Below are 14,301 nucleotides of genomic sequence, written 5' to 3'. Positions count from 1 at the left end.
CAGGCTGTAATACCCCCACTTCAAAACAGCAGATAAAAACAAGATGTTTAAGTGGGGGATCAAACAGCCTGTAAAAACTAAGAATGAGGCCAACACGATGTTGGTCACACAAGCGTTTTCGCAGGATGCGAAGATTCTAGCTTGTGTTCCTCTATCACCAATCAGTGGGGGTGTGCGAAGCCCCACTGATTGAAGGTTCACTTTATGCGAATCAACATTTTGTGAAACATCATCGCTACTGTCCAAAATGCCGGCTATGCTCGGCTTTTTGGACAGCCCCCCACTCGTCTTAATGTTTTCCTTCTATATTTTATTGTAATACAGTGCCCTCACATCATCAGCAGTTGTTGGCTTACATACATAGAAGCCTTGTACTAAATCACAGCCCGAGCTTTTTAATATTTTAAATTGTTCTGCGGTTTCAACACCCTCTGCTAAAATCGTAAGTTGCATCGATTTAGCTAGCTGTATAATACCGCGTACAAGATGCTCTGTTTTTTCAGATTGTGTCATTGCTCGAATAAATGTTGCATCAATCTTTATTGTTTTAAGAGGCAATAATTGCATGTAGCGGAAAGAAGCATAGCCTGTGCCGAAATCATCGAGCACAAAAGCGATACCCTCCTGCTCTAGTTTACGCATTTGCTTCATGATTGCTGTTTCGCTTTCTGCCTCTAATGCAAATTTCTCAGTAATTTCGATTTGAATTAAGTGGGCAGGGCATTTTGTACGTTCCAATGTTTCTAAAATGGAGCGAGCCATATTTTTGTCTCGGAATTCACGAATCGAAACATTGATACTTACTTTTAATGGAATCCCCTGCTTTTGCCATGCTAAAGCTTGCTCACATGCTTGCTCTAAAACAAAAGAACCAATGGAGTGGATAAGCCCTGTTTCTTCAGCTATTGGTATTAATTCATCTGGTGTGACAACCCCAATTTCCTCATCCATCCAGCGGACAAGTGCCTCAGCCGCAACAATTGCTCCTGTTTGCATATCTAGCTGTGGCTGATATAGCACATTTAAGTTTTTTTGGTCAAGAGCCAGTAGAAGGCGCTTTTCAATAATTGCTTGTCGACTTAAAGCTTTATGCGCTTCTTTAGAAAGCGACATAATGCTATTACCTCCTGCTTTGCGTACATTTGTTATTGTTCTAGTAGAGGCCTTCATCATCTGAGCGAAAGATAATTGGTCCTCTGGAAAACGTGTGATACTACCACTAATTGAAAGTGGAACGGCGATATTATCGTTGTAAATAGGATTTTGTTGTAAATATGCTAAAAACCCTTGAATAAACCATTCTGGTAAAGGTGTGATAACAACAAAATCACTTGCATTAATGCGCGCCGCTGTACTGTCCTGAAAATACATTTTAATGCGCTTTGCAAAATCTGCGGCTAGCGTTTGCGTAGCATTAAACTCTGACAAGCCCTTCAGCGTGTAAAACTTATCGATGCTAATATAAACAAAAGAGAATCGGCGATCTTCCTGTATCATTTCATCTATTAATTGCTCCAGACGATGTACATTCATAAAGCCTGTTTCTGTGTCAATATAAGCGATTTTTTCAAGCTGTAGCTGTATCGTTTTATCGCGTGTAATATCTTTTTCAATCAATAAAAATGAGCGATTGCCTGCTATCGGGATGGCTAATAAATCAGTCCAATAGAGCATACCATCCTTTGTGATTTTTTCTACCTCGCCCTTCCACATATTGCCCTTCTGCAGTGTTTCCCAAATTTCCTCAGCAGCTTGCATGCCTGTAGAGGATTTTGGGAATAGCTGCCAAAAGGACTTTCCGATAACGCGCTTCGGTGTCCAGTGACTTGTTTTTAAAAATAAATCATTGCATTGTGTAATAAGACCTTCATAATCAACTGTCACAACCATGAAATAAGACATAATGCTGTTTTTCAAATGAACAAGCATATCACCATCATGGTGGAATGTGCGGATATTTTTCATTGGAATGCAGGTAATCAATATTCCTTGTTGCTCTTCAAATTGGCAAGGTGATGCCATAAGTGCAGCTTCAATTAATTGCTCCGTTTTCGTTAATAGCTGTAAAGGTTCAAGCTTTATCGCTTCCTTACTCTTTAAAATTGTTTCATAAATATGCGGGGGGGCCATGGAAAATAATTGTTCAGTAAATATAGCTGACCCAGAAGAAAAGTCTTGTGTCGCATATCCTAATAAGTTTTCACAGGCTGCTGTCCATTGTAATAAGTACCCGCGCTTATCAATAATAAAGGAAGGGAACTGCGTTTGGTCCAATAGTTCTTTATTAATGTTAGATAGTTGTAATCCTTTCATACCGAATGGTCCTCCTCTATTTTTAGATTAAAAAGGGATGTGCATAAAGTGTTTTAGGTATAAAGTATGAATATAATTTTTCCAATTGAGTATATTATATATCTTTTGAAACGGTATGTGGGTGTATTTTGAAAAAATTTTCTAAAGGACGTTACAATTGTTTATTTTGTAAAAGAAAAGAGAGAATAATTTCTCATTAAAAATAGAAAGCTATTTATTTCATATTTACTATATGTCGATTCAATCAATCATATCTTCACTGATTTACCTCTAATTTTAGAGGATACTAATTCAAAACAAAGCAAAGTTTAATTTTTAAGAATATTGTGGCATAATTATATTTCGAGTTACAAAATAAAATAGTGTGACAACTTGAGGGAATACGATCATCCCGTATTAACAGGCTGTAAAATGAAATATTCAATTGGGGGATAAGTAGTCTGTTAAAACCCGAATGGTGGAACTACTAATTCAGTGGAAGACGAAATAAACCTTCACTGATTGAGGGGTTACTTTATTCCAGCTAGTTGTTTGCTTTCACAGAGGTAGCGGTTCTTTCTATCTCAGTGCAAAAGTGGTAAGGGGTGTTAAGATGAAAACGGTATTTTCTTATGTAAAGCCGTATAAATGGCCTGCGCTCATAGCTCTCGCTCTCATGTTGATTGAGTTAATTGTTGAGCTTGCGCAGCCGTTAATTATGGCGAGAATAGTTGATGATGGGATTTTGGCGCAGGATGGACAAGCGATATGGTATTGGGGGCTAGTCATGCTTGCTCTATCACTATTAGCCTTAGTGGTAGGGATTATTAATTCATATTTTGCCTCACATGCTGCTCTAAGCTTTGGCTATGATTTGCGCAATGCTTTATTTAGTAAAATTCAGTCATTTACAATGGCTACCTATTTAAAGTTTCCCACTTCTAGTTTAATTACACGTTTAACAAGTGATATTACGCAAGTACAAAACGTCTTTTTCATGAGCTTGCGTATTATGCTACGTGCGCCGCTTTCGGTTATTGGCAGCATGGTGATGGCTTTTATCGTAAATGCTAAAATTGCCTTATTTTTAATGATTGGTGCACCGATTTTAGTTATTTTTTTAGCGATTATGGTAAAGCGTGGAGTGGCTTATTTTAGTGAGGTACAAGGACGTCTTGACCGAGTAAACCGCGTGCTGCAGGAGAGCTTACAGGCGATGCGTTTAGTAAAGGCTTATATGCGCGGGCATTATGAGGCAAGCCGCTTTAATAAAGTGGCAGAAGGCTTAAAGATTGATACGGTGAAAGCTTTGCGTACGATGGAGTTAATTATGCCCGTTTTACTGCTTGTCATGAATTTAAGCTTGCTTGCAGTTCTATGGTTCGGTGCAGCAGAAGTGAATAGTAACAATGCACAAGTAGGGGATTTAATAGCCATCGTCAACTATGCGATGCGTATGACAGGTGCATTTTCTATGTTTGCCTTTATTATTATCGCTTTTGCTCGTGCGAAGGCTTCGGCAGAACGTATGGAGGAAATTTTAATTATCGAGGACGGGCTTGAAATTCGTGCCGGTCAAGAAGAGGAACTTAATGAAGCGCAATTAGGAACGGTGCGTTTTGATAATGTATCATTTTCATATAATGGTGAGCTAAATGTATTACATAATGTTTCCTTTGATGTAAAACAAGGTGAAAAGCTAGCGATTATGGGGGCGACAGGAGCAGGTAAGTCGACACTGCTAAATTTAATTCCACGCTTTTATGAAGCAACAGGTGGGCAAGTATTTGTCAATGGACGTGATGTTAAGGCATGGGATTTGGATGATTTGCGTGCCATGATAGGATTTGTGCCACAGCAATCGCTTCTTTTTACAGGCTCTATTTTGGAAAATGTCAGTTGGGGCAAGGTCGATGCTAGCTTAGCAGAGGTAGAGGCAGCAACGAGACAGGCGCAAATACATGAATCTGTAGAAAGCTTCCCGAATGCTTATGAGACACGTGTTGGGCAAAAAGGTGTTAACTTATCTGGTGGACAAAAGCAACGCTTGTCGATTGCGCGTGCGCTTATTCGAAAATCACAAATATTATTATTGGATGATAGCACCTCTGCATTAGACGTTAAAACCGAGGCCGCTTTATGGGCTGCTTTAGAGAAGGAACGAGCAACAATGCTTGTCGTAACCCAAAAGATTCGTACAGCGCGCGGGGCAGACCGCATATTGCTATTAGATGCAGGACGCGTTGTAGGCTTTGGCAGTCATGATGAACTGTTACAAACAAGCGATTTATATAAAAAAATTGCACAATCACAGCAGGAACAGGGGGAGGAGCTATGAAATTCCTAGACAAACCTTTTGGCTACGAGCGTGTATTGACGAAGGCAGATTTGCGGCAAACAACAGAGAAGAAAAAAGGACCTCGTGCGAATGATTGGAAGTCAACGCTAGCCCGCATTTGGAAAATTGTTGATGAGCAGCGTTTTCTATTAGTAATGGTGCTTGTAATGGTTGTTGTGAGCTCAGCTTTAGCATTAATTGGTCCGTTTTTAATTGGAAAAATAATTGACAATTATATTGTGCCAGGTGATTTTGACGGTATGCTCTTTATGATTGGCTTGCTTATAGCGATTTATGTTGTACTTGCATTATCACTCTATTTGCAAAACTATTGGATGATTGGTGTTGCACAGCAGACAATTTATCGCATGAGAGTCGGTGTGTTTAATAAATTATTACGCCTGCCAATTAGCTTTTTTGATAAAAGGCAGCATGGAGAATTAATGAGCCGTGCAACAAATGATATTGAGACGGTAAGTGCAACACTAAATAGTGCGTTTATTCAAGTGTTCTCCAGTGTTTTAACATTGACGGGGACAGTAGTTGTTATGCTTTATTTAAGCCCGCTTTTAACATTGTTGACAATGATTATTATTCCTGCAATGTTTGTAGCAATGCGTTGGATTACACGTAGAACAGGGAAGCTATTTAAGGAACAACAGGCAGCCGTAGGTGCACTTAATGGAATGATTGAGGAAACGATATCAGGACAGCGCATTGTCAAAGCATTTTCGCAGGAAGAACGCGTGAAAGAGGAGTTTCAAGAGAGGAATGGTCGTCTAAGACTAGTAGGCTTTTGGGCATTAGCTTACTCGGGCTATATTCCGAAGGTAATGAATGGACTGAATAACGCAAGTTTTGCAATTGTAGCAGGCGTTGGGGGCTTACTCGCTTTAAATGGTCATGCTTCAATTGGGATGATTGTTATTTTTACTGAATACGCTCGCCAATTTACGCGTCCATTGAATGATTTGGCTAACCAATTCAATACGGTGCTGTCCGCAATCGCAGGAGCAGAGCGCGTGTTTTCTATAATGGATGAGCAGGACGAGATAGAAACAGGATATATCGAAAAGGGGCATCAGCTAAAGGGGGCAGTTGCTTTCCAAAATGTTTCCTTTAAATATGAGCAAACAGAGGAAGGGCATACATTAAAAAATGTAAGCTTTGCTGTAGAGCGAGGACAGACAGCCGCTTTAGTAGGGGCAACAGGTGCTGGAAAGACGACAATTATGCAGCTAATTTCTCGCTTTTATGATACAAATGAAGGTGCGGTACTGTTTGATGGTATGAATGTGCGTGATTTTACACGTGAGGCTTTACGTAGTCAAATGGCATTCGTATTGCAAGAGCCTTTTCTATTTGAGGCAACAGTTTATGAAAATATTCGCTACGGTCGCTTAAATGCAACAAATGAAGAAATAGAAGAAGCAGCTAAAAAAGCCAATGCGCATGATTTTATTATGCAATTGCCAGAAGGCTATAATACATTATTAACAGCCGATGGAAGCGAAATATCACAAGGGCAAAAGCAATTGCTATCTATTGCACGTGCCTTTGTAGCTGATCCTGTTATTTTACTATTAGATGAAGCAACAAGCAGTATCGATACAGTAACTGAAATGAAAATTCAAGAGGCGCTTGAAGTATTAATGGAGGGGCGAACAAGCTTTGTTATTGCGCATCGTTTAAATACGATTCGAAACGCGGATATTGTTTTTGTGATGCAACAAGGTGAGCTTGTAGAGGCTGGCACACAGGAGGAGTTAATTGCGAAAAATGGTATTTACGCTTCGATGGTAGGTTAAACGAAAGAGAGGAATATGGGTATTATGAATTTTTCAGCAGTAACGGTGTCGTTTCCTATCGATATGGAAACATTTGAAGAAATACTTAAGCTATGTGAGGAAGCTGCACTGGCTGACGCTGTACGATATGAGCTTATTATGAACATACAAGCAGCCAAAAATTATGAAATGTCAGGCTTTTGCGTGCTCGTCTATGATGATGAGTATAATAAGCTTGTCGGCTTGGCAAGTGCGGTTGATATGATGGGGTTAAAAACATATGAATGGTCCATTGTTGTGGCGCCAACATATCGTCAACTTGGTATTGGACAGTCGTTATTGCAGGAAGTATATAAAGGGCTGTCTATGCGCGAGGCTGAAGGTGAGCTTGCTTTAACATTAGAGCAGGCCCCATTCGGCGCAAGGTTTTTAGCGAACAATGGCTATCAATATAGCTTTTCTGAGGTGACGATGCAAGGAGAGGCAAAGGCTAGCGAGCAGCAAGAAAATATTGTTATCCGTCGCTATGAGCAAGCGGACCAGCAAATATTAATCGAAACATTTATGGCGGCATTTGGAGATACGGTAGAAGAGGCACAAGATTTAATTGCATACAATACAGCAGCCGAAAATTTAATTTTATGGGTAGCAGTGATGGAGGGCAGTGTTGTTGGAACTGTGACAACTCGCGAGGAAAATGCAGTCCAATGGTTGACTGCATTAGCTGTACACCCTCAGTATGCGGGGCGTGGCATTGGTTCAACGCTATTAAAATGGGTGCAGCAGCTAGCATTTGATGAAGGACAGCAGCATGTGCTACTAGATGTTGAAATTGATAATGCACGTGCCCTCTCCATCTATGAAAAGGGTGGATTCATTAAATCAACGCAAATCGATTATTATGTCTATGTAAATAAAGCATAATCTCACTTTTTCTCTCATATAAATATAGTAAAAGAAGGCTGTTGGAAAAAATTATCCGACAGCCTTCATCGTTGAAAAGGAGATTTTATCCTGTACTAACAGGCTGTATGCCTCGGTGGATGTCACAGGATATGGCGCTTTTAGATTAACTTCTACCAAATAGCTTAAAAAATCTGGACGAGAGTTAGCAAAACAAAATATTTAGGTGGGAGAACAGACAGCCTGCAAAAACTGATTGGTGACACTACCAATCAGCGGGAATAAGAAGCTCCTCACCGATTGGAGGTTCACTTTATAATGCGTATGCCTGCACTACCTAAAAACCGAAATGAAGCAGAAAAGAGGACTATTTTCCAAAGGTTGCGTAAAAAGCTCTTTCAAAAATGGTTTGTGAAAAGGCCGTTTTTTAAAGTGCCACCCCGTGAGTAGCTGTTATAATAGAAATGTTTCTTTAGCTGGTCCAATTAAGTATAGTTCATGCATTGCACGAGTTAATGCTACGTAAAGTAGCTTACGATCGATTGCATGATTGTAAAACGGAATATCGAAAGCAGCGATTATTACCGCATCAAACTCTAGCCCCTTTGCTAAATGGGATGGTATAACGAGCAATGTTGCTTGATCAATGCTAGAGTTTTCATCTAGCTCTGCTGCGTGAATTGAGTGAGCTTGGAGCAATGCAACAAACTTACCTGCCTCCTTCGAGGTTTTACAAATAAGCGCAACTGAGCGATAGCCAGCGGCTTGAATTGATGCGTAAGTTTTTGCAATTGTGGCAACATCAAATTTTTTCGCTTGAATAAAAGTAGGTGTTTTTCCATGGCGTACAACAGGTTCAACCAATGGTAAATCTTCCTGCATTTTCGCCAAAACTTTATTAGCTACTTCCATAATTTCGATTGTTGTGCGGTAGCTTTTTTGTAATGTGGCATATGTCGCTCTTGGAAATAGCTCTAGCACAGATGCCCATTCTGTTACAGAACGATAGCTATGAATGCCTTGCGCTAAGTCTCCTACCATTGTAAACATATCTGTTTCAAGTCCCATCTTTAAAGCTGCGAGCTGAAATATGCTATAGTCTTGCACCTCGTCAATAAAGACAACTCGCATTTTCCAACGCTCATCAATCCCTTTGAGGCGCGCCTGTAAATAGTAAAGAGCTGCTAAATCCTCTAATGCCCAGCGTTCTTTTATATGTGCCTGTAAAAATTGCTCCTGTTCCTGTAATGTCCATTCAAGTGCTAAATCTTGTAATAATAAACGATTTGTCACGATATCGCGATAAGCTACTTTAATTTTCAGTTTAGTAAAGCGTTTCATATAAGAGGATGTAACTGTTTTGGCTAATGCTTTAATTTTGGGGATACGTGCATCTCGTTCATCAATATATTTTGTGACGATGCGACGGCGATTTTCTGCATCGCGTATACCGTTTAAAGCTCGTCCAATTGCCTCCTCATAACGACTATTTAAAGTATTTAATACAGCGGTCGTTTTGCGTTTTACCTCTGTTTGAATAACGAGTTTAATACGCTCCAGCCTTTTTTCGATTGGCATATAGGCAAATTCATGTAAAAAAAGTTTTTGTAAATGAGCACCTCGAATAATTCGATACTTTTCTAAAAAAATATCTTCAAATAAAGAGGCGAGCTGCCCCTCATGTCGTTTTACATAGCGCTCCATTATATCGCGGTAGATGAGCGAGCCTTTCATTTGTGGGATTGAAAATGTAGGGAGTACAGCATTGCTGTTTTCGATAATATCCTCTAATTGTTCATTTGGATTTTGCAGCTTTAGCTTAAGACCAATTGCATTTTGCACATATTCTGCATAGGTCGTTTGACAAATTTTATCGACCCCTAGCTCTGGTAGCACGTCGCCAATATATTCGATAAATAATTTGCTTGGTGCTAAAATCATAAGCTGCTCAGGCTTAAAATGCTCGCCCATTGTGTAAAGGAAGTAAGAGATACGATGTAGAGCAATTGTTGTCTTCCCACTACCAGCAGCGCCTTGTACTAATATGGGCTGGCGCAAATGGGCACGAATAATTTCATTTTGCTCCTTTTGAATAGTTGAAACAATTTCCGTTAGGCGGACATCAGCTTTCCCAGCGAGTGCCTCCTGTAGCAATTCGTCATTTGTCGTTAAATCCACATCCTGAAAATCGAGTAATTGTCCTTGCTCAATTTTATATTGTCGCTTAGCGAATAAATGACCAGTATGCTCCTCCTCGCGAACTCGATACGTCATGTCGCCGAGTCGCCCATCGTAATAAACATTTGCTACAGGTGAGCGCCAATCAACGATAATTGGTTCATTCGTTTCGCGATCAAAGAGCGAAGTTTTCCCGATATATAAAAATTCCTCTTGCTCACCAGTACGTTGGAAATGGATACGTGCAAAATAAGGCTTTTGCATAACAGCCTCTAGTCCTTCTTTTTGTGTACGAGCCATCTCAAAAAAACGAGCATTTGTTAAAATATTCAAAAAACTATCGCTGGAATCAATGTATTCAAGATTTGCCATGGCAGAACGAATATTTTGCTGCGCCGCCTGTAAGTCGCGCTCAGATGCATATAAAATGTCATGCATATATGCCTTTGTCTGTTCTAATCGTTGTACCTCGTCTTGGTAATCAGGATGTTGCATTTGGTCCATTCCTCCAATCGTATATGTAAGTCAGAAACTCATCTTACCAAATTGTAGAAGTAGTAGGCAAGTAGTAGAAGATGTTTAAAAGTAATTATTACTGGGTATACATAAAAACATAGAAAGGGGAAGATACAATGAGTACAGCTTTATCTACTAATAAACGCACAAAGGGGCAGCATTCAACACTTACACAGTTGCGCCAGCAAGGGGCAATCCCGGGAGTAGTGTATGGCTATCAAGTTGAGTCTACACCAATTTCAATTGATGCAAAACAATTTGCAAAAGCATTATCAGAAAACGGAAGCAATGGCATATTTCAGCTTGAACTAGAGAGCAAAAAAGTGAATGCCGTTTTATCGGAAATACAGCGCGATGCTTTAAAAGGCTTTGTTAAACATGTAGACTTCCAAGTAATCAACATGTCAGAGGATTTGGAAGTAAGTATACCAGTAGCTATTACAGGTAACGCTGTTGGTGTTTCAGAAGGCGGGCTACTGCTACAGCCGATTCGTGATATTACAATTAAAGTTAAGCCAAATGCCATACCTGAAACGATTGAAGTAGATGTGACGGATTTGGCTATCGGTTCCTCGTTGACTGTTGGCGATATTCGTACACAGCATGAGTATGATATTTTGAATCAAGATGAAGAAGTATTAGTTACTGTTTCACCACCAACTGTTGAGGAAGAAGCAACTGAAACAGAAGAAGAAGCAGTAGAGCCGGAAGAGGCTTAATAGAGGGTTTTAGAAGAGAAGGGGCGTCTGAAAATTATTTTGAGACAAGGATAGTGACAATTTATTGTGACTACCGAAGGAGTAAATATTTTTAGCGAATATTTAATAAAGAAGTAGGGGGCTGTCTGAAAAGATATACACTTTTCGGACAGCCCCTCTCTATACTGAAAGCGAAGCAGTAGGTATGTGCGAATTTCACAGATTCCAGACACAATTACGCCGAGATGTAATTGATATTATGAATAACTATTTTTTAATGCCCTTTGAAGAGCTGTAATTGAACGAAAGGCTATAGGGCAATGGCTTCCATTTTCCATGACAATACGACGCTCTTTAAAATTAACTTCCTTTATCTTTTTTAGATGTACTAAAAAGCTTTTGTGACAGCGGAAAAAATCCTCTCCCAAATAATCTAGCTCCTTTAAAGTGCCATAAAATGAATAACAGCCGTTGCGTTCGTGAAGTTCGACTTTGTGTGGCTGTGAGGCTGTTTCGAAATAATAAATATCAGTTAGTGCTATATTTTTTATTTTTTCTCCAATTTTAATTTGAAACCATTTATCTTGATTTGTTGTACCGAACTGCCTGTATTTAGTAAATGCTGCTTGCAATGCATCGGTAATATCAGTCTGTATTTGGGATGATGTATCTTTCACAATAAAATCAAGTGCAGCTAATTTATATTTAAAAGTCAAAGCTAAGTAATTTGCATAAGTTGTAATAAAAATAATATGGGCAAGTGGGTCCTGCTCGCGTATTGCTTGAGCAATATCTAAACCATTTGTCGTACTATTGAGCTCAATATCTAGTATGTAACAATCGATTTGCTTTTCTTTCATCTCTCTCAATAAGATAGATGGCTCATTTGTGCAACATGCGATTGAAATACTAGGCGCTTGAAATAACGAATAATTTCTTATTGAATCTACAATTAGTTTTTGATAGTAGGAATCATCTTCACATATGGCTACTCGCATAAAGTTCCTTCCTCTCTATTAGCATTTCTTGCACAAACCAATCTTCCTCTACATATGTATTGAGTGTGACGTTCGGGTAGTGATTTAATAATTGCTTAATATTATATAAACCTATGCCTCGATTTTTTCGTTTAGTTGAATAGTTTTCTTCAAATAATTTTTTTATATCAATATAGTTTTGAGTCGTTGTGTTTCGAAGAATAATTATTTGCTGGTCTGAAGCAATAGGTAAAATAGCGAATTGTATTTGTGGCATAGGATGCTGTGTACATGCCTCAATAGCGTTATCAAATAAAATACCAATTGCTCTTACTAAATCGATTGATTCGATAAATAAGTTTTTAATGCTGTTAGGTATTTCTACATTGATATTAATTGAGAGGCTATGAGCTTTGACAATTTTGGAACTAAGAAGACCTTTTAATTCAATTAATTTGATATTTTCAAGTTGTTGTAGACTACGAATAGATGGAGATTGAGTAATTGAAGTGACCTTTTCAAAATAAGATTTTAGCCCCTCTATATTTTCATTTTCTATATAGCCTCGTATTGCTAATAGTATATTAGAATAATCATGCTGTACTTGCTGAATTTCCCGATTCATTTGCTCCAACTGAGTCATATATTCGTAGAAAGAATGCTGTGCTAATTCCTTTTGTTTTATAATCGCTTCTTTTTTAACAGCTTGAATCATTACTTGGGTTGTTAAAAAAAGAAAGAGAAAATAACAAAGCAGCAGACTAAAATTAAATAATGAGAATGATATATTTCCCTCACTCGAAGGAATAAAGACTGTTACATAAAATATAATGATTGTTGTTATTGCCATGAAAATTAAGAATAACTCTATTTTTAATGGCAGTGGTATTTGCCGTAATGTCTTATTAATAAATGATTTATAACAATAAAGCACTAGCATAAATAATATAATGAGCAGTGCTGCATGGATGGTTGTCGAGAACTGAAGCGACTCTATTAACAGCAGGCTAGCATATTCCACAAGAATAGATAACAATAAAACAATTACACTATGCAAAAAGACGATGCTTTGTTTCGTTATATAAAAAAAGTAAGTGCTACTCAAACAAATGCTTAAAATTAACGCAACCCAAGGGTAGTCAGCAAAATAGATGGCATGTAGTGCAATGCACCCATTGAACAATAAAGTAATAGCAATAGCCTGAGCAGTGGGGCGAATATCTAATAAATAAAATAAAGAGCCAAATACAATGAAGTAATTTAATATACTAAAAACCCAAAAAAGTGAGTCCATTAAATACATCCTTCCAAATCATAAGACGTTCAAGAGGAATTTTCTAACGCTTGAGATAAAGTTCAGCTTTTTCTAGCGTAAGTTTCTACAATGAACAGTATAGCATTTACGTAACAGAAAGAGGGAAATGGATGAATTACTTATTATTAAGCAGCAATACATTATTGTTTTCTTTTCTTTTATTGCTAATTGCCATTATTCCATTTGGCTTTGCGACAAAAACAAAACACGTTATAAGCTGGAGAAGTGCATTAGCATTAACATGGCTTGCTTTTATTTTACAAATAATATATTTCACATGTAGATGGAAGGCAATAGGATATGCTCCTGTAAGTAATATGTATGAATTTATGACGTTTTTCGGCATTATGTTAATAGGAGCCGTATTGCTAATGAGCTATCTTTATAAGCAATGGTCAATTGGTTTCTTTGCAATCCCGATTGCGCTCATAATTTTAGGCTATGGCAGTGTATTTTCAAATAAAGCTGCACCATTAATACCTAGCTTGCAAAGTCATTGGCTAGCAGTACATGTTATTACAGTAGCTGCTTCAAGTGCCATTTTATCTGTAGCCTTTATAACAAGTGTAATGTACTTGTTAAAAACAATAAATACGGAAGCAAAAACACGTGGTGCAAAATGGTTAGAGCTTGTATTATTTAATCTTGTTGTAGTAGTGGGGTTTATTTTAATATCCACATTTTGCCGTTTGTTTTTCAGCTCTCAAGTGATTGAGTTTGCGAATAAAAAAGGACAAATTATTAGTGCTACATATACATTGCCTATAATTATCTCAAATAAAGCAGAGGTAGGCTTGTTTACGTTATCTGCAAGTGTTGATGCACAAAAATTAAATACAATTATATGGTCTTATTTAGTAGGGGGTTTGCTCTATTTAATTATTCGACTAACGATGCGCAAAGCACTTTGTGAGATACTGAAGCCATTTATATCACGTATTGATTTGAGATTACTTGATGAAATTTCTCATCGTTCAATTTTAATTGGTTTTCCTTTATTCTCATTAGGCGGTTTGTTTTTCGCCATGATTTGGGCACAAATTGCTTGGGGCAGATATTGGGGCTGGGACCCGAAAGAGGTATGGGCATTGATTACATGGTTATTTTATGCAGCCTTACTGCATCTTCGCTTAACAAAAGAATGGGAAGGGGAGCGTACAGCATGGCTGGCGATTATCGGCTTTGGGCTTATCGTATTTAATCAGGTGTTCGTTAATTTAGTAATAGCAGGGTTACATTCTTATGCCTAAAAGAGCGGGCGTCCTAAAAGCTTGCAAGGCAAGGCTTTTTGGACGCC

At 38.3% G+C, this 14,301-nt stretch carries 9 protein-coding genes; 5 read left to right on the top strand and 4 right to left on the bottom strand.

The genetic code is table 11. The annotated features are described in order from the left end of the window. Positions 1 to 303 precede the first annotated feature (303 nt). Positions 304 to 2,313, bottom strand: coding sequence for an EAL domain-containing protein (locus tag MHH70_RS09530; RefSeq protein WP_342471369.1), 2,010 nt, complete (start codon positions 2,311 to 2,313; stop codon positions 304 to 306). Between the two features lie 592 nt (positions 2,314 to 2,905). On the opposite strand from MHH70_RS09530, the gene MHH70_RS09525 reads away from it, so the two are divergent. From MHH70_RS09525 to MHH70_RS09515, 3 genes are read left to right on the top strand one after another with little or no spacing between them, the layout of a single operon-like run. After that, positions 2,906 to 4,630: an ABC transporter ATP-binding protein gene (locus MHH70_RS09525; protein ID WP_342471368.1), complete on the top strand. Its 1,725-nt coding sequence runs from the start codon at positions 2,906 to 2,908 to the stop codon at positions 4,628 to 4,630. Beyond that, positions 4,627 to 6,438, top strand: a complete 1,812-nt coding sequence (locus MHH70_RS09520; protein ID WP_342471367.1) for an ABC transporter ATP-binding protein — start codon at positions 4,627 to 4,629, stop codon at positions 6,436 to 6,438. Before MHH70_RS09525 ends, MHH70_RS09520 begins: the two co-directional genes overlap by 4 nt. 24 nt (positions 6,439 to 6,462) lie before the next feature. Further along, complete coding sequence (locus tag MHH70_RS09515) at positions 6,463 to 7,341, top strand: GNAT family N-acetyltransferase (RefSeq protein ID WP_342471366.1); 879 nt, start codon at positions 6,463 to 6,465, stop codon at positions 7,339 to 7,341. 432 nt (positions 7,342 to 7,773) lie between these two features. On the opposite strand, the gene helD is transcribed toward MHH70_RS09515, so the two are convergent. Continuing rightward, positions 7,774 to 9,993 carry an RNA polymerase recycling motor HelD gene (gene helD / locus MHH70_RS09510; protein WP_342473185.1) on the bottom strand — a complete coding sequence of 740 codons (2,220 nt, stop codon included), beginning with the start codon at positions 9,991 to 9,993 and terminating at the stop codon, positions 7,774 to 7,776. A gap of 137 nt (positions 9,994 to 10,130) precedes the next feature. Here helD and MHH70_RS09505 point away from each other — a divergent pair, with 137 nt between their 5' ends. Then, positions 10,131 to 10,733, top strand: a complete 603-nt coding sequence (locus tag MHH70_RS09505) for a 50S ribosomal protein L25/general stress protein Ctc (protein WP_107941953.1) — start codon at positions 10,131 to 10,133, stop codon at positions 10,731 to 10,733. 236 nt (positions 10,734 to 10,969) lie between these two features. On the opposite strand, the gene MHH70_RS09500 is transcribed toward MHH70_RS09505, so the two are convergent. Both MHH70_RS09500 and MHH70_RS09495 read right to left on the bottom strand, forming a co-directional pair. Then, positions 10,970 to 11,710 (bottom strand): LytTR family DNA-binding domain-containing protein, encoded by a 741-nt coding sequence (locus tag MHH70_RS09500; RefSeq protein WP_342471365.1) that lies wholly within the window; start codon positions 11,708 to 11,710, stop codon positions 10,970 to 10,972. After that, positions 11,691 to 12,983: a GHKL domain-containing protein gene (locus tag MHH70_RS09495; RefSeq protein WP_342471364.1), complete on the bottom strand. Its 1,293-nt coding sequence runs from the start codon at positions 12,981 to 12,983 to the stop codon at positions 11,691 to 11,693. Before MHH70_RS09495 ends, MHH70_RS09500 begins: the two co-directional genes overlap by 20 nt. A 131-nt stretch (positions 12,984 to 13,114) precedes the next feature. Between MHH70_RS09495 and ccsB the strand changes: the two genes are divergently transcribed. After that, positions 13,115 to 14,254, top strand: coding sequence for a c-type cytochrome biogenesis protein CcsB (gene ccsB, locus MHH70_RS09490; protein ID WP_342471363.1), 1,140 nt, complete (start codon positions 13,115 to 13,117; stop codon positions 14,252 to 14,254). Positions 14,255 to 14,301 lie beyond the last annotated feature (47 nt).

Source organism: Metasolibacillus sp. FSL H7-0170, assembly GCF_038593115.1.
In the GTDB taxonomy this organism is placed as follows: Bacteria; Bacillota; Bacilli; order Bacillales_A; family Planococcaceae; genus Metasolibacillus; species Metasolibacillus fluoroglycofenilyticus.
Note: the sequence above shows the minus strand (reverse complement) of the source record. Positions and strands in the feature narration are given on the sequence as shown.

What these genes read in the sequence shown, in the direction of transcription:
- MHH70_RS09530 (WP_342471369.1), bottom strand. Translation starts at nt 2,313, where the DNA reads ATGAAAGGATTACAACTATCTAACATTAATAAAGAACTATTGGACCAA.
- MHH70_RS09505 (WP_107941953.1), top strand. Translation starts at nt 10,131, where the DNA reads ATGAGTACAGCTTTATCTACTAATAAACGCACAAAGGGGCAGCATTCA.
- ccsB (WP_342471363.1), top strand. Translation starts at nt 13,115, where the DNA reads ATGAATTACTTATTATTAAGCAGCAATACATTATTGTTTTCTTTTCTT.
- MHH70_RS09520 (WP_342471367.1), top strand. Translation starts at nt 4,627, where the DNA reads ATGAAATTCCTAGACAAACCTTTTGGCTACGAGCGTGTATTGACGAAG.
- MHH70_RS09500 (WP_342471365.1), bottom strand. Translation starts at nt 11,710, where the DNA reads ATGCGAGTAGCCATATGTGAAGATGATTCCTACTATCAAAAACTAATT.
- MHH70_RS09495 (WP_342471364.1), bottom strand. Translation starts at nt 12,983, where the DNA reads ATGGACTCACTTTTTTGGGTTTTTAGTATATTAAATTACTTCATTGTA.
- MHH70_RS09525 (WP_342471368.1), top strand. Translation starts at nt 2,906, where the DNA reads ATGAAAACGGTATTTTCTTATGTAAAGCCGTATAAATGGCCTGCGCTC.
- MHH70_RS09515 (WP_342471366.1), top strand. Translation starts at nt 6,463, where the DNA reads ATGAATTTTTCAGCAGTAACGGTGTCGTTTCCTATCGATATGGAAACA.
- helD (WP_342473185.1), bottom strand. Translation starts at nt 9,993, where the DNA reads ATGCAACATCCTGATTACCAAGACGAGGTACAACGATTAGAACAGACA.